We start from the raw sequence: 21628 nt of genomic DNA on the forward strand, positions 1-21628 counted from the left end.
GACTGCATCCTAACCATCGGGCAGCAGCGCGGTGAGTAACAATACCGTCGTGAATCCGGGCAACGGTGGCGCCAGCCAGCGACAGGCCCGCCCACGCCCGACCGACTGCACCTTGCCGGACGCGGCCAGCGTGTCGAGGGCCCGTTGCACGGTGCGCTGGCTGACCTCCAGGGCCAGCGCCAGGGCGGAACTGGACCAGGATTGGCCATCGGCCAGCAACGCCAGCACTGCGGCGTGGGGCTCTTCTACAGGACGCGCCAGCACCACCACTTCGCCCTCCCTGCGCGGCACCAGAGCAAACCCACGCCGGGTCGCCGTCACCTCGGCCAGCGGGCGCAGCGCCACCCGCAAGCGCCCGACTTCAACACGCAGTCGGGCGCGATGGGAATCATCCGTCAGTTTCAAGCCAAAGGCCTGGGCAACGAGGGATTCCCTGGACACATCGGCAGGCCAGGCTTGAGCCAATTGCCTGGCGAGGGTGAACAACACCGGGCGCCTGGCAAGAGAGATCCGCAGGCTCGCCCTGTTCACGCCATTGCGACATGCGTCCACCACCAACGCGTCGCTGGACAGGAGTGCTTCAACCTCCTCAAGGGTCAGCAAGCGCTCCTCGCCCCCTGCAATCAGACGCGCCGCCGGAGCCTGCAGGACGCCCCAGGCGCTTTCGACTTCGGCAGTCAGCGCGCCAATGCCGGCTTGTCGCGCAGCCTGGGTGGCACGTTCAAGTGCCGCCCGTGCGGTTTTCGTTCGTAACCGCCGCATGGCGATGCCCGCCACCACCAGTTCGCAAGCGGCTCTGGACGGCGGTGGAAGACAGCCCGGGTCAAGGTCAACCAGCCTCGCCTCGGCCTCGTCGAGATGGCCTAGCAGCAGTAAGCGGCGGATTTCGATTGAGCGTGCGTGGGCGACGTTCGTCCGGTCGCCCTGGCGTTCAAGCACCGCCCGCGCAGCCTCCAGGCGCTTCACCGGCCAAGCCAGATCACGGGACGCCAGGGCGATCTCCCCTTCGGCCACCACGCACCGCGCCTGTGCCACGGCCTCCCGGGGCCCGAAGGCCCGAGCCGCCCGCCGCATCAGCACCCTGGCCCGCTCCAGCTCGCCCAACTGCGCCATGGCAATGCCGCGAAGCGCCAAGGCCGGCGCATCGTCACGCAGGGAAACGCGATTGAGCGCGGCCACCGGATCCCCCGCCGCCAGTGCTCGTGCTGCGGCGCTGATCAACGCATCCGATGCCATCGTCCGGTTTCCCTCGCCACAGGTTTGGGTGTCGCGGTCAGAGACGGATTTCCCCCGCCGGCAGCACATCGATCCGCGACACCGCGCTGCTCAGGCGTCCCAGCCGGTTGTTGTGGTTGGCAATGATCTGCTCGGCCGCCATGCTGCCGTTGTCCACGGTGGAATGGGCGTCCGCGGCCTGCACCACGTCGTAACCCAGGGCATGGGCCTGACGTACGGTGGCGTTGACGCAATAGTCGGTTTGCAACCCGCAGATCACCACGCGATCAATCATCCGCGCTTGCAGCAGCGACAGCAGATCGGTCTGGTAGAAGGCGTCCGGCGTGGTCTTGCGTACTCGCAGGTCATCCGGTGCGGTCAACAGGCCGTCGGCCAGTTGCCAGGCGCTGGAACCATAAGTCAGCGCCCCCTCCAGCTCTTCGTGCTGGATCAGGATCACCGGCAAGCCGACGGCCCTGGCCCTGGCGCTGAGCTCGTTGATTGTCCGGATCATGCGTGGGCTGTCGAAACACTCCTCTTGGCCGCTGCACAGCGCGCTCTGGACATCGATGATCAGCAATGCGGTGTTCATGACGTTCCTCTTCAAAACGTGTTGGATCCCGACAACAGATTAACAACCTGGCGATCATTCCCTGTCGCGGATCGCGTCAAAACACTAGGCAGTATGGCCCGGTTTGCGTAGTACGCCTGTTCGCCGTCGCTTGGGTGACGCAAAAGCCAGGTTTGGGATAGGCTCGTGCGGCTCATCCCTCACCGCACAAGGACATTGCCGATGACGCTACGAATCGAACGTACGGACACCCCCACCGCAGAAGACCGCGAGGCGATCCTCGTCCCGCTGCGCGCCTACAACACGGCCAAGACCGGCGGGACGGTGCCTGAGTTGGTCGCCTGGCTGGTGCGCGACGAACACAGCGGCGAAACCGTGGGCGGGCTCTACGGTCGAGTGTTCTTTCAATGGTTTTATATCGAGTTGCTGGTGGTGCCGGAACAGGCCCGTGGCCAGGGCACCGGTTCGACGTTGATGCAGATGGCCGAAGACTTTGCCCGAGAGAAAAACTGCGTGGGCATGTGGCTGGACACCTTCGACTTCCAGGCGCCCGCGTTCTACAGGCAACTCGGCTTCACGGAAATCGGCCAGATCGACGATTACCCGCCGGGCCACCAGCGCTTCTTCTTCCAGAAGCGCCTGAGCCAGACCGAGTGAAATACAGGCTATTGTGGACTTACTCGCGATAGCGGTGGGTCAACTGCGGTGATGTGGGCTGTGCCAGCCTCATCGCGAGCAGGCTCGCTCCCATATGGGTTGCGAGTGTTCACAGGATCTGCAAACGACACAAAAACCTGTGGGAGCGAGCCTGCTCGCGATAGCAGTGCAAGTGGTCTACAGACAAGTCGCCAACGCCGCCAACCGACGCTTGGCAACAAAGTCGTCATGCCGGGCGTAGTAGTTCAGCGCCGTGCCGGAAGCGCTGGTTTGCAGATCCACAAACGACTCAGCCGAGCGGGTGTACACGGTCATGCCACCCGTCTTGCCGGGTTGCAGATAGGCACCGGCATCGACGCCAAACACAGCTTCGTCCTGCCAGGAAAACTGCACACACTCGGCCACCACCTGCTGCGGTTTGTCCGAAGTCAATGTCTTATAGGGTGCTTGAGTACGGGCCTGGTTCATCGCCGAACCCGCGCAGCCAACCAGCAACGTTGCGGCCACGGCCACCATCAGCATTCGCATTGCGTTCACTCATAGAGAAAAAAACCGACTGTAGCACTGCGACCTGGGCCTTCATGCTGCTTTACTGAAATTTATACGCGACACCGGGCGATGATTCGCGCAACCTGTCGCGCCATTGCCACTTGCCCGCGCGGAACAGCCCATGACACCCAATGCCGAGTTCTACAAACCCAGCACCGAATACGCTGACAAACTGATCAGCCAGATCGGCCAGACCCCGGCCTGGATCGCCAAGCGAATCGGCGTCACCGACAAGCGGATTCGCTACATCCTCGACGGCGAACGCACCGTCAAGGGCGAAACCACGCCGATACAGATGACCTACACCGAACAGTTCGCCCTCGAATGCCTGGCCGCTGCGGCCAAGGCCAGCAAGAAACAACCCCCGGCACCCAAGGAGTGACCATGGCGGCAACCGAACAGCAACATGAACGAGCGCTGGAAAAATTTCTCGATGCACGCCCCGACCTGCGCGTCGAGCTGGACAACCTCAACCCGCTGTTGGCCCAGGCCAAGGGCGAGACCGCCGCGCAGTATCGCGCCGAGCGCTTGCATGAAGCATTCGAAGCCGAGGCTGAGCACCAGGGCCTGTTCGCTTGGGAACTGACCCTGCAACTGACCGCCACCTCGCCTCAGGACTACGAAAACCAGCGCATGGAAGTCCACAAGGAGGTGGCGCAGATGGCGGGGATGGAGTGGGCGGAGTATTGCGAGTTGAATGGTCTCAAAAACCAAGGCTGAGTACTTCCTGTGGCGCTCGCCCCTTTCCTGGCAATCGCCCCCCCGTCCATAAAGCTTTATCATGGCCGCAGTTTTGCTGATCGGGTCTGTCATGAAGTTTGCCATCGCGTTGTTTTCCGCCGCCCATGCGCCCTCCTCGCGCCGCGCCCTGTTGTTTGCCCAGGCCGCGCTGGCCGGTGGGCATGAAATCGTGCGGCTGTTCTTCTATCAGGATGGCGTCTATAACGCTGCCGACAGCCTCGTAACGCCCCAGGATGAACAGGATCTGCCCCGACAGTGGCGCGCCTTTGTCAGCGACAACCAGCTCGACGGCGTGGTTTGCATCGCAGCGGCGTTGCGCCGTGGCGTGCTGAACGATGAAGAGGCGCAGCGCTACCAGCGTTCGGCGGTCAGCGTCGGCTCCCCTTGGGCCTTGTCCGGCCTGGGCCAGTTGCATGATGCGATCCAGGACGCCGACCGCTTGATCTGTTTCGGAGGCGCGTAATGGCCAAATCCTTGTTACTCATCAGCCGCCAGGCTCCCTGGTCGGGCCCCGGGGCCCGGGAAGCGCTGGACATCGTGCTGGCCGGCGGCGCGTTCGACCTGCCCATCGGCCTGCTGTTCCTCGACGACGGGGTCTTTCAGCTCGCCAACGGCCAGAACGCCAAGGCGCTCCAGCAAAAGGACCTGAGCGCGAACTTGCAGGCGTTGCCCATGTTTGGCGTCGAGGACCTCTACGTCTGCGCCGACAGTGCCGCCGAACGTGGCGTCGCAACCGCTAACCTGGCGCTGGACGAGCTGAAAATACTCAGCGCGCCGCAGATCGCCGCGCTCATTGATCGTTATGACCAGGTGATCACCCTCTGATGTCGACTTTGCATGTGTTGTCTCATTCCCCCTTCGGCGATAGCCGCTTCGCCAGTTGCCTGCGGGTACTGGGCGAGCCGGACGCACTGCTGCTGTGCGGCGACGCGACATACGCCTTGCGAGCCGCCACGGTGCCGTTTGCAGAACTGCAGCGCAGAGGCCTGAAGCTTTTCGTGCTTGGCGAAGACGCACAAGCCCGGGCCCTGGACATTCCGCAATGGGCCGAGGCCATCGACTACCCGGCGTTCGTCGCGCTATCGGTCCACCATGACAAGGTCAACACCTGGTTATGAACGTGCTGAACGTGGGCCAACGCGCCATTGCGCTGGACAAGGACGGCTACCTGGCCGATCTCAATGACTGGTCGGCCGAAGTCGCCACAGCCCTGGCGGCCGCCGAAGACATCGAATTGGGCCCCGAACACTGGGAGGTCCTCGAACTGCTGCGCGGCTTCTACGACGAATTCCAGCTCTCCCCCGCGACCCGGCCGCTGATCAAGTACACGGCGCTGAAACTGGGCGCCGACAAGGGCAACAGCCTGCACCTGAACCGATTGTTCAAAGGCACCCCCGCCAAACTCGCCGCCAAGCTGGCGGGCCTGCCCAAACCGACGAACTGCTTATGACCGACTTCCCACCGCTGACCCTTGAGACCCCGGCCGAACATCCGTTCGCCCAATTCGTGCGCATCCTCGGCAAAGGCAAGCGCGGCGCCCGTGACCTGACCCGCGAAGAAGCGCGGCAAGCCATGGGCATGGTGCTGGACGAGCAAGTCGAGGACACCCAGCTCGGCGCCTTCCTGATGCTATTGCGGCACAAGGAAGAAAGCGCCGAAGAAATGACCGGTTTTACCCAAGCCTTGCGTGAGCGCCTGCAGACCCCGGCGTTGGCGGTGGATCTGGACTGGCCGACCTACGCCGGCAAGAAGCGTCATTTACCGTGGTACCTGCTGGCAGCCAAATGCCTTGGGCAGAACGGTGTGCGGATTTTCATGCATGGCGGCGGCGCGCATACGGCGGGCCGGCTCTACACCGAGCAACTGCTTGGCTTCCTGAACATCCCTCTGTGCCGCGACTGGCAGCAGGTTGGCGCAGCGCTGGACGACGGTGGCCTGGCCTTCATGCCATTGGTGGACTGGGCACCGCAGATGCAACGGATGATCGACCTGCGCAACACCCTGGGCTTGCGTTCGCCGATCCATTCCCTGGCGCGGATCCTCAACCCCCTGGGCGCCCGTTGCGGGCTGCAAAGCATTTTCCATCCGGGCTACCAGGCGGTCCACCGCGATGCCAGCGGTTTGCTGGGAGACACCACCATCGTGATCAAGGGCGACGGTGGCGAGATCGAGATCAACCCGGACGCCGACAGCCACCTGTATGGCACCCGCGACGGTGTGAGCTGGGATGAGGAATGGCCGCGACTGGCCGAACAGCGCCACGTCAAACCGCAAAGCCTCGACCCTGAGCACCTCAAAGCCATCTGGCGAGGCGATGTTGAAGACAGCTACCCGCAACTGGCGCTGATCGCCACCATGGCCCTGGCCTTGCGCGGCCTGGGTCTGGCTCGGGAAGACGCGTTAGAGCAAGCCCGCCAATACTGGGCCGCGCGGGATCGATCGATTTAACCGATCATCAACGCCCAACCTTTGCGCTTTTTGTTCGAACCTATGGGAATAGACTCCTCTCCAACGTTTATTGGTAGAGGAGATCGAGATGGGTTTGTTAGTCGAAGGTCGCTGGCAGGACCAGTGGTATGAAAGCAAGGACGGCGCCTTCCAGCGTGAACAGGCGCAACGCCGCCATTGGATCACCGCCGACGGCAGCGCCGGCCCCACGGGCGACAGCGGATTTGCCGCCGAGTCCGGGCGCTACCATTTGTATGTATCCCTGGCGTGCCCCTGGGCCCACCGGACGCTGATCTATCGCAAGCTCAAAGGCCTGCAAGACCTGATCGATGTCTCGGTGGTCAGCTACCTGATGCTGGAAAACGGCTGGACCTTCGACAAGCGCCATGGCTCCACTGGCGACAAACTCGATCACCTGGATTTCCTGCACCAGCGCTACACCGCCGATACGCCGCACTACACCGGTCGCGTCACCGTGCCAGCGCTGTGGGACAAACGGCAACAACGCATCGTCAACAACGAATCAGCGGAAATCATCCGCATGTTCAACAGCGCCTTCGACGGCTTGACCGGAAACGACCTGGACCTCTACCCCGAGCACCTGCGCCACGATATCGATGCATTGAACGAACGCATTTACCCGGCAGTGAACAATGGCGTGTACCGCGCCGGGTTCGCCACCACTCAGGCAGCCTACGAAGAAGCGTTCGATGGTTTGTTCACTGAGCTGGACCGCTTGGAAGCATTGCTGCAAACCCGACGCTACCTGGCCGGTGAATACCTGACCGAAGCCGATATCCGCCTGTTCACCACCATCATCCGCTTTGACGCGGTGTATTTCGGCCATTTCAAATGCAACCTGCGGCGCATTGCGGATTATCCGAACCTGTCGAACTGGTTGCGGGAGTTGTACCAGTGGCCGGGGATTGCCGAGACTGTGGACTTCACCCATATCCAGCGCCATTACTACGGCAGCCACAAGACCATCAACCCCAACGGAATCGTGCCCAAGGGGCCGGAGCAGGACTTCAGGGTTGCCCATGATCGGGAGCGGTTGAGTGGGAAAGGGATTTGGCGGGGGGTTGAGAACTGATCCAGGATCTTTGTTGATTCTGAAGGCCAATCGCGAGCAGGCTCGCTCCCATATGTGATCGTTGTTCAACCATGAATCTGCGGTTGTACACGATCACTGTGGGAGCGAGCCTGCTCGCGATTGGAGCGACACGGTCTGTCTAGACCTGCCCCTGAGCCCCTTCAAACCACGCCAGTTTCTCGCGCAGTTGCACCACTTCCCCAACGATCACCAGGGTCGGTGCATGAACCTCATGCTCGGCCACCAGTTTCGGCAAATCTGCCAAGGTGCCGGTAAACACCCGCTGGTTGGAGGTGGTGCCTTGCTGGATCAGCGCCGCCGGTGTGTCCGCCGCGCGACCGTGCTTGATCAACTCGTCGCAGATGATCGGCAGCCCCACCAACCCCATGTAGAACACCAACGTCTGCGCCGGCGACACCAAGTCCGCCCACGGCAAGTCACTGGTGCCGTCCTTCAGATGACCGGTGATGAATCGCACCGACTGGGCATAATCGCGATGGGTCAGCGGGATCCCGGCGTAGGCCGCGCAGCCGCTGGCGGCGGTGATGCCCGGAACTACCTGGAACGGGATGCCGTGGGCCGCCAGTTCTTCGATTTCTTCACCGCCACGACCGAAGATGAACGGATCACCGCCCTTCAATCGCACCACCCGCTTGCCTTGCCGGGCCAGATCGACCAATTGCTGGTTGATCTGCTCCTGGGGCACCGCGTGCTCTGAGCGACGCTTGCCGACGTAGATCCGCTCGGCGTCACGCCGGCACAGCTCAAGGATCGCCGGAGCCACCAGACGGTCGTAAAGCACCACGTCCGCCTGCTGCATCAGGCGCAAGGCGCGGAAGGTCAGCAGGTCCGGATCACCAGGGCCTGCGCCCACCAGATAGACCTCACCCGGTGCATTCGGCGCCTGGCCTGCAATCTTTTCACGCAACAGGCGCTCGGCCTCGGCGCCCTGCCCGGCCAACTGTCGATCAGCGATCGGCCCCTGGAACACCTCTTCCCAGAACGCCCGGCGTTGCTGCACATCCGGGAACAGCCCTTTGACCTGGCTGCGAAAACGCGCCGCCAGCCCGGCCAGTTGCCCATAGGTCGAAGGAATCCAGGTTTCCAGCTTGGCTCGGATCAACCGCGCCAGCACCGGCGCATCGCCGCCGCTGGACACCGCGATCACCAGCGGCGAGCGGTCGACAATCGCCGGGAAGATCACGCTGCACAGGGCCGGTGCGTCCACCACGTTGACCGGCACGCAACGCTTGTGGGCGTCGGCCGACACCTGGGCGTTGAGCGATTCGTCGTCGGTGGCGGCGATGATCAGGCCACAGCCGTCCAGGTCCGCTTCCACGTAGCCACGCAGGATGCATTCACCGCCGCTGCCACTGACCAGTTCCCGCAACTGCGGTTCGATATCGGGTGCGACCACCCGCAACAACGCGCCGGCATCGGCCAGCAGGCGAGACTTGCGCAAGGCAATCTCGCCGCCGCCGACCACCAGCACGCGGCTGCCGCGCAGGTTGTGGAACAGTGGCAAATAGTCCATTTAGCCGATGACCTCGATGCCGCCCATGTAGGGCTTCAACACCTCGGGCACACGGATCGAACCGTCGGCCTGCTGGTAGTTTTCCAGTACCGCCACCAGGGTGCGGCCCACGGCCAGGCCGGAGCCATTGAGGGTGTGGACCAGCTCCGGCTTGCCGGTTTCCGGGTTGCGGAAACGCGCCTGCATGCGGCGGGCCTGGAAATCGCCACAGTTGGAGCACGAAGAAATCTCGCGATACTTGTCCTGGCTCGGGATCCAGACTTCCAGGTCGTAAGTCTTCACCGCACTGAAGCCCATGTCGCCGGTGCACAGCGCCAGGGTGCGATATGGCAGCTCCAGCAGTTGCAAGACTTTCTCGGCGTTGGCGGTCAGGCTTTCCAGCGCTTGCATGGACACCGAGGGCTCGACGATCTGCACCATCTCGACCTTGTCGAACTGATGCTGACGGATCATGCCCCGGGTATCACGGCCCGATGCCCCGGCTTCACTGCGGAAACACGGTGTGTGGGCGACGAACTTGATGGGCAGTTGCTTGGCGTCGACGATCTCGCCAGCGACGATGTTGGTCAGCGACACTTCGGCGGTAGGGATCAGGTACAGGTCGGCCTCGCCTTCGCGGCTGATCTTGAACAGGTCTTCCTCGAACTTCGGCAACTGGCCAGTGCCCTGCAAGGCTGGCGCCTGAACCAGGTAAGGCGTGTAGGCTTCTTCGTAGCCGTGCTCGGTGACGTGCAGGTTGATCATGAACTGCGCCAGGGCGCGATGCAGACGGGCAATCGGCCCGCGCAACAAGGCAAAACGGGCGCCCGACAGCTTGGCGGCGGTTTCGAAATCGAGCCAGCCGAACTTCTCGCCCAGGGCGACGTGATCCTGCACCGGGAAATCGAAGACTTTGGGCGTGCCCCAACGGCGCACTTCGACGTTGCCGTCTTCATCTTCACCGACCGGGACCGATTCATGCGGCAGGTTGGGGATACCCAGCAGGATCGAATCCAGTTCGGTCTGGATCGCGTCCAGCTCGACCTTGCCAGCACTCAACTCACCCGCCATGCGCTCGACATCGGCCATCAGCGGTGCGATGTCTTCGCCGCGCTGCTTGGCCTGACCGATGGATTTGGAGCGCGCGTTACGTTCAGCCTGCAGGGCTTCGGTGCGGGTCTGGACGGTCTTGCGCTGTTCTTCCAGCGCTTCGATGCGCGCGACGTCCAGGGCGAAGCCACGGGATGCCAGGCGGTCCGCTACGTCCTGAAGGTTGCTACGTAACAGTTTGGAATCGAGCATGTCGGTCTCTCGTTATCAAAGTTTGGTCAGGGACAGGCCAGCCCAGGTGGCGAGCAGCCCGCCGAATACGCTGATGGCCGCGTAGCCCAGGGCCAGCGGCACCTGCCCGCTTTCCAGCAGGCGCACCGTATCCAGTGAAAAGGATGAAAAAGTCGTCAGGCCGCCAAGAAAGCCGACCAACAGCCCCGCGCGCACCTCGATGGGCACCTCGGGGCGAATCAAAAACAGACCGTATAGAACGCCGATCAGCAGACAGCCCACGATATTAACGGCCAGCGTGGCGGTATAGAAGTGCCGCGGCCAATTTGCGTTGACCCAATTGCCAGTCGCAAAGCGCAACAACGTGCCGGCAACGCCACCAGCAGAGACTGCGAGGATCAAGGGGATCAAGGTTTTCTCCGCTGCCTTGGACTCAGACGGTCCAGTTGTGCCAAATGATTGAGTTTCTCGCCGATCTTCAGTTCAAGGCCACGGGGCACCGGCTGATAGAACGGCTGGGGTTCGAGTTCTTCGGGAAAATAGTCTTCACCGGCGGCATAGGCGTCCGGTTCGTCGTGAGCGTAACGGTATTCATCGCCATAGCCCAATTGCTTCATCAGTTTGGTCGGCGCGTTGCGCAGGTGCAGCGGCACTTCCAGGGAGCCATGCTCGGTGGCGCTGCGCATCGCGGCCTTGAAGCCCATGTACACCGCATTGCTCTTTGGCGCGCAAGCCAGGTAGGTGATGGCCTGGGCCACGGCGAGTTCGCCTTCCGGGCTGCCGAGGCGCTCCTGCACATCCCAGGCGGCCAGGCACAGGCTCAGGGCGCGGGGATCGGCATTGCCGATGTCTTCGCTGGCCATGCGTACCACTCGACGCGCCAGGTACAGCGGATCGCAGCCGCCGTCGATCATGCGCGCAAACCAGTACAAGGCCGCGTCGGGGTTGGAGCCACGGATGGATTTGTGCAGCGCCGAAATCTGGTCGTAGAACGCCTCACCGCCCTTGTCGAAGCGTCTACGGGTATCGCCCAACAGGCTTTGCAGCAGTTCGACGCCAATCTCGCTGTTGTCTTCGGCCAGGTCCGAGGCGTTTTCCAGCAGGTTGAGCAAGCGCCGGCCATCGCCATCGGCGGCCGAAAACAGGATCTGGAAGCCTTCGTCGCTGAGGCTCAACTGGCGTTTGCCCAGGCCGCGTTCCTCGGTCAGCGCCCGGTGCACCAACTTGCGCATCGCCGCCTCGTCGAGGCTCTTGAGCACATAGACCCGCGCCCGGGACAGCAAGGCGTTATTGAGTTCGAACGAAGGGTTTTCGGTGGTCGCGCCAATGAAGATCAGCGTCCCGTCTTCGACGTAGGGCAGGAACGCGTCCTGCTGCGACTTGTTGAAACGGTGCACTTCATCGACAAACAGGATGGTGCGCTTGCCGTATTGCCCGGCCTGTTGCTTGGCGACTTCCACCGCCTGGCGGATTTCCTTGACCCCGGCCAGCACTGCCGAAACCGTCTCGAAATGGGCATCCGAGACTTCGGCCAACAGCCGCGCCAGGGTGGTCTTGCCCACGCCCGGCGGGCCCCAGAAAATCATCGAATGCAGCGCGCCCTGCTCCAGCGCTTCGCGCAGAGGCTTGCCGCGAGCGAGCACATGCTCCTGGCCGACGTACTCATCCAGGTTGGTCGCGCGCAGGCGGGCGGCCAATGGCTGGGCAATCGGGGCGCTTCGAAACAGGTCCATGATTACTACAAAACCTCCGCTGGGTCCTGTTGCCGATCAGTTAAACAACGAACAACACAGTTCCCCTGTGGGAGCGAGCTTGCTCGCGATAGCGGTGTGTCAATCAACGGAGATGTTGAATGTGATGCAGCTATCGCGAGCAAGCTCGCTCCCACAGGGGGCTTGGGTTTACTCCTGGATCACGTCCGCACCCTTGGGGATGTCGAACTTGAACTTGGACGCAGCGATCGGCTCGTTGGCCTTGACCCCGGTGAACAGGATATTGGTACGCTGACCGACACTGTCGATCAGTTGCATGTCGTTGACCAGACCGTTGCGAAAGGACAGGCGCAGGCTGTCGAACAGGCTGTCCCGGGTCTTGGGCTTGAGGGTGAAGTCAATCACGCCACCGGCCTCTTTGGAGCTGATGTCGAAACTCTGGCTGATCTTGGAAACATCGCCGGAGAGCAGCAACGCCGGGGTCTGGGTCAGGCGCTGGTCCAGGGTCTTGATGGTGACCTGTTCCAGGTCCGGGTCCCACAGCGAGACTTTCTTGCCATCGGAAACCATCAGTTGTTCAGCCGGTGCATCGGTGTGCCAATAGAACAGGCCCGGACGCTGCAAGGCCATCTCACCGGCGGTTTCCTGCAACTGGGTACCACTGCCGTCGAGGGTCAGTTGGGAGAAGCGAGCGGTCAGGGTCTGGGAACGTTCCAGCAACTGGGTCAGGCGGGCCACGTCCTTTTCATCGGCATGGGCCGACAAGGTGGTCAGGGCCAGTACGGGCAACAGCAACATGCGAATCAGGCGCATGGGAGTCCTCTTGAAGTCGTGGGAGGTCGAGCGGCGTGTCGCCAGGCCGCTCAGGTCATTAATCGCGCATCGGGCCCGGCGCCAGTACTTCGCGCGAACCGTTGGTGTTCATCGCCGTCACGACCCCGGCCATTTCCATGGCCTCGATCATGCGTGCGGCACGGTTGTAGCCGATCTTGAGCTTGCGCTGAACGGCGGAAATCGAGGCCCGGCGGCTTTCCAGGACAAACTGCACCGCTTCGTCATAGAGCGCATCGGTTTCGGCATCGTCATCGCCACCACCGCTGCTGCCCTCAAAGCCGCTGCCGGCCTCCTCGACACCATTGAGGATGTCGTCGTTGTATTCAGGGGCGCCACGCAGTTTCCAGGCTTCAACGACCCGGTGCACTTCATCGTCGGACACGAACGCACCGTGCACACGAATCGGCAGGCTGGTGCCCGGCGGCATGTAGAGCATGTCACCGTGGCCCAGCAACTGCTCGGCGCCACCCTGGTCGATGATGGTCCGCGAGTCGATCTTGCTCGACACCTGGAACGCCATGCGGGTCGGAATGTTTGCCTTGATCAGGCCGGTGATCACGTCCACCGACGGCCGCTGCGTCGCGAGAATCAGGTGGATACCAGCGGCACGGGCCTTCTGGGCGATCCGGGCGATCAGTTCTTCGACCTTTTTGCCGACGATCATCATCATGTCGGCGAATTCGTCCACCACCACCACGATGGTCGGCAGCTTGTGCAGCAGCGGCGCTTCGTCGTGGATGTTCTCGCGGTGGTACAGCGGGTCGCTCAACGGCGTACCGGCCTCTTCGGCCTCCTTGACCTTGGCATTGAAGCCCGACAGGTTACGCACGCCCATCTTCGCCATCAGCTTGTAGCGGCGCTCCATCTCGGCAACGCTCCAGCGCAGGGCGTTGGCGGCGTCCTTCATGTCGGTCACCACCGGGCACAGCAGGTGCGGAATGCCTTCATAGATCGACAGCTCGAGCATTTTCGGGTCGATCATGATCAGCTTGGCGTCTTCCGGGCCGGACTTGAACAGGATCGACAGGATCATCGCGTTCACACCCACCGACTTACCGGAACCGGTGGTACCGGCCACCAGCAGGTGCGGCATTTTCGCCAGGTCAGTGATGACAGGCTTGCCGCCGATGTCATGGCCCAGGGCCAGGGTGACCGGCGACTTGTGGTTGTCGTATTCAGGGGTGGAGAGCACTTCGGAGAAGCGCACGATCTGCCGGTCTTCGTTGGGAATCTCGATGCCCACGGTGGTCTTGCCGGGAATCACTTCCACTACCCGCACGCTGGTCACGGCCAGAGAACGTGCCAGGTCCTTGGCCAGGTTGGCGATACGGCTGACCTTCACGCCGGCGGCCGGCTGGATTTCGTAACGGGTAATCACCGGGCCCGGGTGGATCGAATCCACCGAAACCTCGACGCCGAACTCCTTGAGCTTGATTTCCAGCAGGTGACCGACGGCCGCCAGGGATTCGGGGGAATAGTTGAGCTGTTTCTTTTCGGCCGGATCCAGGATCGAGATCGGCGGCAAGGTGCCTTCCACTGCACTGTCGACGAACAGCGGCGCCTGTTTCTCTTTCTGCACGCGCTTGCTCTGCTCCGGCGCCTTGGCCGGAGCCATGGTGATGACCGGCGGCACCTGTTTCTCGCGCTCGGACATGTGCTTGCTCAGGGCCTGTTCACGTTCGATCAGGCGTTCCTTGACCTTGGCCTGCTCACGCTTGTCCGTGACGGTCGGGGCCACCACGTCGTGGACGCGGTCATCCACCTCGCGCAGTTGCGCCACCAGTTGCTTGCGCTCGGTGCGCGCCGCCCACCAGCGATTCATCGCTCCCTGGATCAGCTCGATCAGGTCCAGGGTGATCTTGCCGGTGACATCCATCACCTTGAACCATGACAAATCGGTGAACACCGTCAGGCCGAACAGGAACAGGGCGATGAACAGCAGCGTGCTGCCCTGGATGTTCAGGGCGTTTTTGGCCAGCTCGCCAAGACTTTCCCCCAGGGCACCGCCCGCTCCGGCCGGCAGGCCGGTGGGAGCGTGAAAATGGATATGGGCCAGCGCAGCGCCCGACAGCACCAGGAACACCAGGCCGATCAGGCGCCAGGAAAACAGCCAACCACTCCACTGCCAGGGCTCGTGGCGTTGACGGAAAATCTGATAGGCCTTGATCGCCAGCAAAAGCGGAAAGATGTAGGCGAAATAGCCCAGCACCATGAACAGGATGTCAGCGCTGTAGGAACCGGCCGGACCGCCGAAATTCTGCACATCGTCGATCTTGCTGTTGTGGCTCCAGCCCGGATCGTCCTTGCCATAGGTCAGCAAGGCCATCATCAGGAACAGGCACAAGGCGCCGATGGCGATCAACGCACCTTCCTTGAGCCGGTAGTGCAATTGCTGGCGCCAGAGCGGAACGACTGTTTTAGGTGCTGCGGTGGATTTCTTCAAAACGCTTCTTTTCCTGCGCCAAAGGCGCGTCCATCTGTTGAATGACTATAAAAAACTGCTCATCACGAGCAGGCAAAAAAGTGAATGTGCACAACCGGTACTACTTTTACCACTGTGACGTGCATCCAGAAAACCGCAGGTGTTGCCGAAGATTTTGATCTTTTGCCTCGCCTGCGTTCAAAACTCAAGCATTGTACGGGTTTGTCAGCCCCAAGGCATTGCCCGCACGATGGGCTACAGCATAGCCAAAAACCAGCTGTGTTGGCGTCAATTGGAGCATGCATTCTCTTTCGTGACAAAGGCTTATGAGGTGTTTTTATGAGCGAAGTGAAGCATTCACGCCTGATCATTCTCGGTTCCGGCCCTGCGGGATACAGCGCCGCTGTCTATGCCGCCCGTGCCAACCTCAAACCCGTTGTCATTACTGGCCTGCAGGCCGGTGGCCAGCTCACCACCACTGTCGAAGTCGACAATTGGCCCGGCGATGTCGAGGGTTTGACCGGTCCAGTGCTGATGGAACGCATGCAACGCCACGCCGAACGCTTCGACACGCAGATCGTCTACGACCATATCCACACCGCCAAGTTGCAACAGCGCCCTTTCGAACTCATCGGCGACAGCGGCACCTACACCTGCGACGCGCTGATTATCGCCACTGGCGCTTCAGCCCAATACCTGGGCCTGGCCTCAGAGCAGACCTTCGCCGGCAGGGGCGTTTCCGCCTGTGCAACCTGCGACGGATTCTTTTACCGCAATCAGGTAGTGGCGGTGGTCGGCGGTGGTAATACGGCGGTTGAGGAGGCTTTGTACCTGTCCAACATCGCCCGTGAGGTACACCTGATTCACCGCCGGGACAAACTGCGCGCAGAGAAAATACTGCAGGACAAGCTGTTCGAAAAAGCCCGCAACGGCAATGTGAAGCTGCACTGGAAGCAGAATCTGGATGAAGTGCTGGGCGATGCAAGCGGCGTCACCGGCGCGCGTCTGCGCCAAAGTGAGACCGGCCAGACCAGCACCTTGTCCCTGGCCGGCGTGTTTATCGCTATCGGCCATCAACCCAACACCGAGCTGTTCCAGGGCCAACTGACAATGCGCGACGGCTACCTGATCGTCCGCGGCGGCAGCGAGGGCAATGCCACTGCAACCGATATCGAAGGCGTGTTCGCCGCCGGCGACGTGGCCGATCACGTGTATCGACAAGCCATTACGTCGGCCGGCGCCGGTTGCATGGCCGCACTCGACGCCGAGAAGTATCTCGATGACATTCCGGTGGCTTGACGGTTAACCTTTAGGCGGGCTCTTGTCTGCGCACAAGACCCGCCCTCCCCTTCTGCGCGCCCGGATGACCATGCTGACTTGGCTACAACGCAACACGTTCGATTTTCCGCCACTGGCCAAAGCCTTGAGCGACCCCAATGGCTTGCTGGCCGCCGGTGGCGACCTGTCCGCCGATCGGCTGATCCGGGCCTATCGCCACGGCTGTTTCCCGTGGTTCTCCGAAGGCCAGCCGATCTTGTGGTGGTCACCGGATCCACGCACCGTATTGTTTCCCGACGAACTGCATGTATCGCGCAGCCTCGGCAAGCTTCTGCGCAAGCAACGCTATGCCGTGACGTTCGACAAGGACTTTGCCGCTGTCATCGAGGCCTGCGCCGCGCCCCGGGACTATGCTGACGGCACCTGGATCACCGAGGCCATGCAAACCGCCTATCTGGAGCTGCATCGACGCGGTTTCGCCCATTCAGTGGAGGTATGGGACCAGGGTATATTGGTGGGCGGCCTGTATGGCCTGGCCATGGGGCAGCTGTTTTTTGGCGAGTCCATGTTCAGTCGGGCCGATAACGCCTCGAAATTCGGCTTCGCCACCCTGGTCCAACATCTCAAAGCGGCCGGTTTCGTGCTGATCGACTGCCAAATGCCCACCGAACACCTGCACAGCCTCGGCGCCCGGTCGATCCCAAGGGCTGAGTTTGCCGGCTACCTCAAGGCGCATCTGGACCAGCCCAACCACGCAACCTGGGTTTGCTGAGCGACAATGGCGCTCCTGGCTTACACTTAATCCAAAGCTTACTCCCGAGGGTTGATCATGACCGAGTTGGCGCGCTTGAAGTTTTATGCCACTCAACCCCACTCTTGCAGTTACCTGCCCGAGGAGCAGGCCACGACGCTGTTCCTCGACCCTAGCCAGCCCATGGATGTGCATGTCTACGCAGATCTGTCGGAGATGGGCTTCCGTCGCAGCGGCGATCATCTCTACCGGCCCCATTGCCAACATTGCAATGCGTGCGTGCCGGCGCGCATTCCCGTGGCTCAGTTTGTACCCAATCGCCAGCAGAAGCGGATTTTCAAGCGCAACGCCGACCTGCAGGTCCGGCCAGCCAAGCCGCAGTTCAGCGAGGAGTATTTCGATCTGTACCAGCGCTACATCGAGCAGCGCCACGCCGACGGCGACATGTACCCGCCCAGTCGTGATCAGTTTTCGACCTTTCTGGTCCGCGACCTGCCCTTTTCCCGCTTCTATGAGTTCCGCCTCGAAGGGCGACTGGTGGCCATCGCCGTCACAGACCTGCTGCCCAACGGGCTTTCGGCGGTGTACACCTTCTACGAGCCCGACGAAGAACGGCGCAGTCTGGGGCGTTTTGCCATCCTCTGGCAGATCAACGAAGCCCGGCGCCTCGGGCTGGAAGCGGTGTACTTGGGCTACTGGATCAAAAACTGCAAAAAAATGAATTACAAGACCCAATATCGCCCCATCGAATTGCTGATTAACCAGAGATGGGTCGTCCTCAGTTAGAACCCCTTGGCTTAAACCCCCTTTTTCGGGCACAATGCACGCCGCTTTTGCCTGGCGCAGTTGCACCGGGCCATTCACTGGATACCGAGGGCTTTACTGCATGTCGAAAGAAGACAGCTTCGAAATGGAAGGCACTGTCGTCGACACCCTGCCCAACACCATGTTTCGTGTGGAGTTGGAAAATGGGCACGTCGTAACCGCGCACATCTCCGGCAAGATGCGCAAGAACTACATTCGTATTCTTACCGGTGACAAAGTGCGCGTCGAGCTGACGCCCTATGACTTGAGCAAAGGGCGCATCACTTACCGCGCTCGCTAACAAGTCAATACAAAACGCCCGGCTGATGCCGGGCGTTTTTGTTTGTCTGGGATTTGCCCCTCTCTCCATGAACACACAAAACCCTGTGGGAGCGAGCTTGCTCGCGATAGCTGTGGGCCAGCTTGCCCCAATGCCGAATGTACCGCCGCCATCGCGAGCAAGCTCGCTCCCACAAGGGATTGATGTGAGTTCGGAAAAGCAAAAAGGCGCCTTTCGGCGCCTTTTGCTTTTCCTGCGTGTAACGATCAGGCCATTTCAGCCGTGGTTTCGAAGTCGAAGGTCAGCTCGCCATCCTTGATGTCGATGTGGACCACACCGCCATGTTCGGCCAGTTCGCCAAAGAGGATCTCCTCCGCCAGTGGACGCTTGATCTTGTCCTGGATCAGGCGAGCCATCGGCCGTGCCCCCATCGTCACATCGTAACCACCGGCCGCCAGCCAACTGCGGGCCGCATCGGTGACTTCCAGCAGCACACGCTTGTCTTCGAGCTGCGCCTGAAGTTCGGTAAGGAACTTGTCCACCACACTCTTGATGACCTCATGGCTGAGGCGACCAAACTGGATAATGGTGTCCAGGCGGTTGCGGAATTCAGGCGTGAAGCTCTTCTTGATCACTTCCATCGCATCGGACGAATGGTCCTGATGGGTGAAACCGATCGAAGCGCGAGCCGCGGTTTCGGCGCCGGCGTTGGTGGTCATGATGATGATCACATTGCGGAAATCCGCCTTGCGCCCGTTGTTGTCGGTCAGCGTACCGTGATCCATGACCTGCAGGAGCAGGTTGAAGACTTCCGGATGCGCCTTCTCGATTTCATCGAGCAAGAGCACGCAATGCGGCTGCTTGGTGATGGCCTCGGTCAGCAGGCCGCCCTGGTCGAAACCGACATATCCCGGAGGCGCACCAATCAGACGCGATACGGTGTGACGCTCCATGTACTCGGACATGTCGAAGCGAACCAGCTCGATCCCCATCGCCTTGGCCAATTGCCGTGCGGCCTCGGTCTTGCCGACACCGGTGGGACCTGCGAACAGGAAAGAACCCACTGGTTTGTCCGGCGACTTGAGTCCGGCGCGAGACAACTTGATGGCGGTGGACAGCGAATCGATGGCTGCATCCTGACCGAACACGGTCAGCTTCAGGTCACGCTCCAGATTACGCAGCAGCTCCTTGTCGGAACTGGTGACGTGCTTGGGCGGAATCCGCGCGATTTTCGCCACGATGTCCTCGACCTGTGGCACTTCGATGCGCTTGACGCGCTTCTCCACTGGCTGAAGCCGCTGATAGGCACCCGCCTCGTCGATAACATCAATGGCCTTGTCCGGCATATGCCGGTCATTGATATAGCGCGAGGCCAGCTCAGCAGCGGCGCGCAGGGCTTCATCGCTGTATTCGATATTGTGGTGCAGTTCGAAACGCCCCTTCAGCCCACGCAGGATACCGATGGTGTCTTCCACCGAAGGCTCCGACACATCGACTTTCTGGAAACGCCGGGCCAGGGCACGGTCTTTTTCGAAGATCCCGCGAAATTCCTGGAACGTGGTCGAACCGATGCAACGGATATCACCCGAAGACAGCAGCGGCTTGAGCAGGTTCGAGGCATCCATGACCCCACCGGACGCGGCACCGGCACCAATGATGGTGTGGATTTCGTCGATAAACAGGATCGCCTGCGGACGCTTTTTCAGCTCGCCCAGCAATGCCTTGAAGCGCTTCTCGAAATCACCGCGGTACTTGGTGCCCGCCAGCAAGGCCCCCAGATCGAGGGAATACACCACACTGTTGGCGAGCAGGTCCGGCACCTGGTTATCAACGATGCGCTTGGCCAGGCCTTCGGCGATCGCAGTCTTGCCCACGCCCGCCTCGCCCACCAGCAGCGGATTGTTCTTGCGGCGTCGAGCCAGGATCTGCGCGACCCGCTCGACTTCCGCCTCGCGTCCGACCAGTGGATCGATACGCCCCTGGCGCGCCAGTTCATTCAGATTGCTGGCATAGGCGTCCAGCGGATTGCCCGAAGAAGAAGACTCACCGCCCTCGTCATCCTGCATATCCTGTTCACCTTCGGAGTGATCGCCGTGCCCAGGTACCTTGGAAATGCCATGGGCGATGTAATTGACGACATCGATGCGCGCAACACTCTGCTGCTTGAGCAGGAAAACCGCCTGGCTTTCCTGTTCGCTGAAGATGGCGACCAGCACGTTGGCGCCGGTCACTTCACGCTTACCCGAGCTCTGTACATGAAAGACAGCACGCTGCAGGACACGCTGGAAGCCCAGGGTTGGCTGGGTTTCGCGATCCTCGTCATGAACGGGGATCAATGGCGTGGTGGAGTCGATGAACTCCTGCAAATCATGCTTGAGTTTATCGAGGTTTGCGCCGCAGGCACGCAAAACGGTGGCGGCAGCCTCGTTATCCAATAGGGCCAGCAGCAGGTGCTCGACGGTCATGAATTCATGACGCTTCGAACGAGCCTCCTTGAAGGCAAGATTGAGGGTGACTTCGAGCTCGCGGTTTAACATAGCTTCACCTCATACCCAAGTGGTCGGCGTTAACCGTCCTTCTCGATTTCACAGAGTAGCGGATGCTGGCTTTCCCGGGCGTACTGGTTGACCTGCATGGCCTTCGTCTCGGCGATGTCGCGGGTAAACACTCCACATACTGCCCGTCCCTCTGTATGGACGGCCAGCATGACCTTGGTCGCCAGCTCGCGATTCAGGTTAAAAAACACCTCGAGCACTTCGACGACGAAATCCATCGGTGTGTAGTCATCGTTGAACAAAACCACCTTGTACATCGGTGGCGCCTGTAATGCAGGCTTTGCTTCCTGAACAGCAATGCCTGCGGAATCGTCGTCATGTAGATCCGGGCGATCCTGATTGAATGTTAGTCGAATCTGGCTGATTGCATGCATGGAAAGAAAGGTTCGTTTAGTTGGCAAATACAGTGATGGGGGCGCTTGTAGGCGATTTCAACCACGTTCGCCGGGTCACCTTGACTATCGGGAAAACGGTGTTACAACCAATAGAGCCCATCGTGGGTTAAAAAGGTCCGTGGAATCGATCCTGTTTTCCAAGATTAGCCTGCGGATGGATTGGATGATACTCCACTGACGGAGTGTGTTGCAGAGGGATATGGCCTATGTCGGTCGTCAAGATGAGTGGCAAAGTCAAATGGTTCAACAATGCCAAGGGCTACGGTTTCATTATCGCAAACGGCAGGGATGAAGACCTTTTCGCCCATTACTCGGCGATTCAGATGGATGGCTATAAAACCCTGAGAGCCGGACAACGCGTCACGTTCGAAGTCATCCAGGGGCCCAAGGGCCTGCACGCGGTCAATATTGCACCCGACACCGTCGAAGATACCTCTTGCGCTACCCCCGTCAATGCCATGACCACTGAAGCCCATTGATCGGCACAAGCCTCCCCTGACAACAACAATGCCCGACTCGATCACTCGAG

The 21628-nt window shown here is 61.0% G+C and carries 25 protein-coding genes; 14 read left to right on the plus strand and 11 right to left on the minus strand.

From position 1 onward, the window contains the following. Nucleotides 1-9: 9 nt before the first annotated feature. Together PSEUDOMOFG3G_RS16490 and PSEUDOMOFG3G_RS16495 are read right to left on the minus strand one after the other, a co-directional pair. Nucleotides 10-1236 (minus strand): HTH domain-containing protein, encoded by a 1227-nt coding sequence (locus PSEUDOMOFG3G_RS16490; RefSeq protein WP_139050640.1) that lies wholly within the window; start codon nucleotides 1234-1236, stop codon nucleotides 10-12. A gap of 37 nt (nucleotides 1237-1273) precedes the next feature. Then, entirely contained in the window at nucleotides 1274-1807 is a 534-nt protein-coding gene (locus tag PSEUDOMOFG3G_RS16495; protein ID WP_139050641.1) for a cysteine hydrolase family protein, read from the minus strand. 201 nt (nucleotides 1808-2008) lie between these two features. Here PSEUDOMOFG3G_RS16495 and PSEUDOMOFG3G_RS16500 point away from each other — a divergent pair, with 201 nt between their 5' ends. Continuing rightward, nucleotides 2009-2443 carry an N-acetyltransferase gene (locus PSEUDOMOFG3G_RS16500; RefSeq protein WP_076385461.1) on the plus strand — a complete coding sequence of 145 codons (435 nt, stop codon included), beginning with the start codon at nucleotides 2009-2011 and terminating at the stop codon, nucleotides 2441-2443. A gap of 177 nt (nucleotides 2444-2620) precedes the next feature. Here the strand turns inward: PSEUDOMOFG3G_RS16500 and PSEUDOMOFG3G_RS16505 are convergent, their stop codons facing one another. After that, nucleotides 2621-2971 (minus strand): hypothetical protein, encoded by a 351-nt coding sequence (locus tag PSEUDOMOFG3G_RS16505; RefSeq protein ID WP_047227705.1) that lies wholly within the window; start codon nucleotides 2969-2971, stop codon nucleotides 2621-2623. A gap of 142 nt (nucleotides 2972-3113) precedes the next feature. Here PSEUDOMOFG3G_RS16505 and PSEUDOMOFG3G_RS16510 point away from each other — a divergent pair, with 142 nt between their 5' ends. The 8 genes from PSEUDOMOFG3G_RS16510 (at nucleotide 3114) to PSEUDOMOFG3G_RS16545 (ending at nucleotide 7274) form a co-directional block, all read left to right on the plus strand. Further along, nucleotides 3114-3374, plus strand: a complete 261-nt coding sequence (locus PSEUDOMOFG3G_RS16510; protein ID WP_047227706.1) for a hypothetical protein — start codon at nucleotides 3114-3116, stop codon at nucleotides 3372-3374. A gap of 2 nt (nucleotides 3375-3376) precedes the next feature. Beyond that, the gene (locus tag PSEUDOMOFG3G_RS16515; RefSeq protein WP_076385463.1) at nucleotides 3377-3712 is read left to right on the plus strand and encodes a DUF6388 family protein; all 336 of its coding nucleotides are present in this window, start codon (nucleotides 3377-3379) and stop codon (nucleotides 3710-3712) included. A 91-nt stretch (nucleotides 3713-3803) separates the two neighbouring features. Then, on the plus strand, nucleotides 3804-4196 hold the full coding sequence (gene tusD, locus PSEUDOMOFG3G_RS16520; protein WP_076386709.1) for a sulfurtransferase complex subunit TusD: 393 nt from the start codon (nucleotides 3804-3806) through the stop codon (nucleotides 4194-4196). Beyond that, a complete protein-coding gene (tusC, locus tag PSEUDOMOFG3G_RS16525) occupies nucleotides 4196-4558 on the plus strand; it encodes a sulfurtransferase complex subunit TusC (RefSeq protein WP_076385465.1) in 363 nt (120 codons plus the stop codon). Before tusD ends, tusC begins: the two co-directional genes overlap by 1 nt. Continuing rightward, nucleotides 4558-4851, plus strand: a complete 294-nt coding sequence (tusB, locus tag PSEUDOMOFG3G_RS16530; protein ID WP_076385467.1) for a sulfurtransferase complex subunit TusB — start codon at nucleotides 4558-4560, stop codon at nucleotides 4849-4851. Before tusC ends, tusB begins: the two co-directional genes overlap by 1 nt. Beyond that, nucleotides 4848-5183 (plus strand): TusE/DsrC/DsvC family sulfur relay protein, encoded by a 336-nt coding sequence (locus PSEUDOMOFG3G_RS16535; protein ID WP_076385469.1) that lies wholly within the window; start codon nucleotides 4848-4850, stop codon nucleotides 5181-5183. The genes tusB and PSEUDOMOFG3G_RS16535 overlap by 4 nt, the downstream gene beginning before the upstream one ends. Next, on the plus strand, nucleotides 5180-6181 hold the full coding sequence (locus PSEUDOMOFG3G_RS16540) for a glycosyl transferase family protein (RefSeq protein WP_076385471.1): 1002 nt from the start codon (nucleotides 5180-5182) through the stop codon (nucleotides 6179-6181). The genes PSEUDOMOFG3G_RS16535 and PSEUDOMOFG3G_RS16540 overlap by 4 nt, the downstream gene beginning before the upstream one ends. 88 nt (nucleotides 6182-6269) lie before the next feature. After that, entirely contained in the window at nucleotides 6270-7274 is a 1005-nt protein-coding gene (locus tag PSEUDOMOFG3G_RS16545) for a glutathione S-transferase family protein (protein WP_076385473.1), read from the plus strand. Nucleotides 7275-7413: 139 nt separating this feature from the next. Here PSEUDOMOFG3G_RS16545 and cysG read toward each other — a convergent pair whose 3' ends face one another. The 6 genes from cysG to PSEUDOMOFG3G_RS16575 form a co-directional block, all read right to left on the minus strand. After that, nucleotides 7414-8808, minus strand: a complete 1395-nt coding sequence (cysG, locus tag PSEUDOMOFG3G_RS16550; RefSeq protein ID WP_076385475.1) for a siroheme synthase CysG — start codon at nucleotides 8806-8808, stop codon at nucleotides 7414-7416. Beyond that, complete coding sequence (gene serS / locus PSEUDOMOFG3G_RS16555; protein ID WP_047227714.1) at nucleotides 8809-10089, minus strand: serine--tRNA ligase; 1281 nt, start codon at nucleotides 10087-10089, stop codon at nucleotides 8809-8811. Between the two features lie 15 nt (nucleotides 10090-10104). Further along, nucleotides 10105-10479 (minus strand): fluoride efflux transporter CrcB, encoded by a 375-nt coding sequence (gene crcB / locus PSEUDOMOFG3G_RS16560; RefSeq protein ID WP_047227715.1) that lies wholly within the window; start codon nucleotides 10477-10479, stop codon nucleotides 10105-10107. Further along, nucleotides 10476-11801: a replication-associated recombination protein A gene (locus tag PSEUDOMOFG3G_RS16565; RefSeq protein WP_047227716.1), complete on the minus strand. Its 1326-nt coding sequence runs from the start codon at nucleotides 11799-11801 to the stop codon at nucleotides 10476-10478. Before PSEUDOMOFG3G_RS16565 ends, crcB begins: the two co-directional genes overlap by 4 nt. 168 nt (nucleotides 11802-11969) lie before the next feature. Beyond that, complete coding sequence (gene lolA, locus PSEUDOMOFG3G_RS16570) at nucleotides 11970-12593, minus strand: outer membrane lipoprotein chaperone LolA (RefSeq protein WP_047227717.1); 624 nt, start codon at nucleotides 12591-12593, stop codon at nucleotides 11970-11972. Between the two features lie 58 nt (nucleotides 12594-12651). Continuing rightward, the gene (locus tag PSEUDOMOFG3G_RS16575; protein ID WP_076385477.1) at nucleotides 12652-15057 is read right to left on the minus strand and encodes a DNA translocase FtsK; all 2406 of its coding nucleotides are present in this window, start codon (nucleotides 15055-15057) and stop codon (nucleotides 12652-12654) included. 318 nt (nucleotides 15058-15375) lie between these two features. On the opposite strand from PSEUDOMOFG3G_RS16575, the gene trxB reads away from it, so the two are divergent. The 4 genes from trxB to infA all read left to right on the plus strand — a co-directional run bounded on the left by trxB (nucleotide 15376) and on the right by infA (nucleotide 18170). Continuing rightward, on the plus strand, nucleotides 15376-16335 hold the full coding sequence (gene trxB, locus PSEUDOMOFG3G_RS16580; protein ID WP_139050643.1) for a thioredoxin-disulfide reductase: 960 nt from the start codon (nucleotides 15376-15378) through the stop codon (nucleotides 16333-16335). A 70-nt stretch (nucleotides 16336-16405) separates the two neighbouring features. Beyond that, on the plus strand, nucleotides 16406-17086 hold the full coding sequence (aat, locus tag PSEUDOMOFG3G_RS16585; RefSeq protein ID WP_047227754.1) for a leucyl/phenylalanyl-tRNA--protein transferase: 681 nt from the start codon (nucleotides 16406-16408) through the stop codon (nucleotides 17084-17086). Nucleotides 17087-17143: 57 nt separating this feature from the next. Continuing rightward, nucleotides 17144-17851 (plus strand): arginyltransferase, encoded by a 708-nt coding sequence (locus tag PSEUDOMOFG3G_RS16590; protein WP_047227720.1) that lies wholly within the window; start codon nucleotides 17144-17146, stop codon nucleotides 17849-17851. A gap of 100 nt (nucleotides 17852-17951) precedes the next feature. Further along, nucleotides 17952-18170, plus strand: coding sequence for a translation initiation factor IF-1 (gene infA, locus PSEUDOMOFG3G_RS16595; RefSeq protein WP_002553999.1), 219 nt, complete (start codon nucleotides 17952-17954; stop codon nucleotides 18168-18170). Between the two features lie 245 nt (nucleotides 18171-18415). On the opposite strand, the gene clpA is transcribed toward infA, so the two are convergent. Both clpA and clpS read right to left on the minus strand, forming a co-directional pair. Further along, a complete protein-coding gene (gene clpA, locus PSEUDOMOFG3G_RS16600) occupies nucleotides 18416-20686 on the minus strand; it encodes an ATP-dependent Clp protease ATP-binding subunit ClpA (RefSeq protein ID WP_047227721.1) in 2271 nt (756 codons plus the stop codon). Nucleotides 20687-20715: 29 nt separating this feature from the next. Continuing rightward, nucleotides 20716-21078 (minus strand): ATP-dependent Clp protease adapter ClpS, encoded by a 363-nt coding sequence (clpS, locus tag PSEUDOMOFG3G_RS16605; RefSeq protein WP_015094394.1) that lies wholly within the window; start codon nucleotides 21076-21078, stop codon nucleotides 20716-20718. Nucleotides 21079-21305: 227 nt separating this feature from the next. On the opposite strand from clpS, the gene cspD reads away from it, so the two are divergent. Then, a complete protein-coding gene (cspD, locus tag PSEUDOMOFG3G_RS16610) occupies nucleotides 21306-21578 on the plus strand; it encodes a cold shock domain-containing protein CspD (RefSeq protein ID WP_047227722.1) in 273 nt (90 codons plus the stop codon). The last annotated feature ends 50 nt before the right edge of the window (nucleotides 21579-21628 follow it).

The organism is Pseudomonas sp. FG-3G (assembly GCF_901007645.1).
In the GTDB taxonomy this organism is placed as follows: domain Bacteria; phylum Pseudomonadota; class Gammaproteobacteria; order Pseudomonadales; family Pseudomonadaceae; genus Aquipseudomonas; species Aquipseudomonas rhizophila.

Bases quoted from the DNA above. Each gene is read 5' to 3' on its own strand.
- serS (WP_047227714.1), bottom strand. From the start codon at position 10,089: ATGCTCGATTCCAAACTGTTACGTAGCAACCTTCAGGACGTAGCGGAC.
- PSEUDOMOFG3G_RS16515 (WP_076385463.1), top strand. From the start codon at position 3,377: ATGGCGGCAACCGAACAGCAACATGAACGAGCGCTGGAAAAATTTCTC.
- tusC (WP_076385465.1), top strand. From the start codon at position 4,196: ATGGCCAAATCCTTGTTACTCATCAGCCGCCAGGCTCCCTGGTCGGGC.
- clpA (WP_047227721.1), bottom strand. From the start codon at position 20,686: ATGTTAAACCGCGAGCTCGAAGTCACCCTCAATCTTGCCTTCAAGGAG.
- tusD (WP_076386709.1), top strand. From the start codon at position 3,804: ATGAAGTTTGCCATCGCGTTGTTTTCCGCCGCCCATGCGCCCTCCTCG.
- PSEUDOMOFG3G_RS16495 (WP_139050641.1), bottom strand. From the start codon at position 1,807: ATGAACACCGCATTGCTGATCATCGATGTCCAGAGCGCGCTGTGCAGC.
- lolA (WP_047227717.1), bottom strand. From the start codon at position 12,593: ATGCGCCTGATTCGCATGTTGCTGTTGCCCGTACTGGCCCTGACCACC.
- PSEUDOMOFG3G_RS16505 (WP_047227705.1), bottom strand. From the start codon at position 2,971: ATGCGAATGCTGATGGTGGCCGTGGCCGCAACGTTGCTGGTTGGCTGC.
- tusB (WP_076385467.1), top strand. From the start codon at position 4,558: ATGTCGACTTTGCATGTGTTGTCTCATTCCCCCTTCGGCGATAGCCGC.
- PSEUDOMOFG3G_RS16590 (WP_047227720.1), top strand. From the start codon at position 17,144: ATGACCGAGTTGGCGCGCTTGAAGTTTTATGCCACTCAACCCCACTCT.
- cspD (WP_047227722.1), top strand. From the start codon at position 21,306: ATGTCGGTCGTCAAGATGAGTGGCAAAGTCAAATGGTTCAACAATGCC.
- PSEUDOMOFG3G_RS16490 (WP_139050640.1), bottom strand. From the start codon at position 1,236: ATGGCATCGGATGCGTTGATCAGCGCCGCAGCACGAGCACTGGCGGCG.
- cysG (WP_076385475.1), bottom strand. From the start codon at position 8,808: ATGGACTATTTGCCACTGTTCCACAACCTGCGCGGCAGCCGCGTGCTG.
- PSEUDOMOFG3G_RS16545 (WP_076385473.1), top strand. From the start codon at position 6,270: ATGGGTTTGTTAGTCGAAGGTCGCTGGCAGGACCAGTGGTATGAAAGC.
- PSEUDOMOFG3G_RS16540 (WP_076385471.1), top strand. From the start codon at position 5,180: ATGACCGACTTCCCACCGCTGACCCTTGAGACCCCGGCCGAACATCCG.
- clpS (WP_015094394.1), bottom strand. From the start codon at position 21,078: ATGCATGCAATCAGCCAGATTCGACTAACATTCAATCAGGATCGCCCG.
- trxB (WP_139050643.1), top strand. From the start codon at position 15,376: ATGAGCGAAGTGAAGCATTCACGCCTGATCATTCTCGGTTCCGGCCCT.
- infA (WP_002553999.1), top strand. From the start codon at position 17,952: ATGTCGAAAGAAGACAGCTTCGAAATGGAAGGCACTGTCGTCGACACC.
- PSEUDOMOFG3G_RS16535 (WP_076385469.1), top strand. From the start codon at position 4,848: ATGAACGTGCTGAACGTGGGCCAACGCGCCATTGCGCTGGACAAGGAC.
- aat (WP_047227754.1), top strand. From the start codon at position 16,406: ATGCTGACTTGGCTACAACGCAACACGTTCGATTTTCCGCCACTGGCC.
- PSEUDOMOFG3G_RS16500 (WP_076385461.1), top strand. From the start codon at position 2,009: ATGACGCTACGAATCGAACGTACGGACACCCCCACCGCAGAAGACCGC.
- PSEUDOMOFG3G_RS16565 (WP_047227716.1), bottom strand. From the start codon at position 11,801: ATGGACCTGTTTCGAAGCGCCCCGATTGCCCAGCCATTGGCCGCCCGC.
- PSEUDOMOFG3G_RS16510 (WP_047227706.1), top strand. From the start codon at position 3,114: ATGACACCCAATGCCGAGTTCTACAAACCCAGCACCGAATACGCTGAC.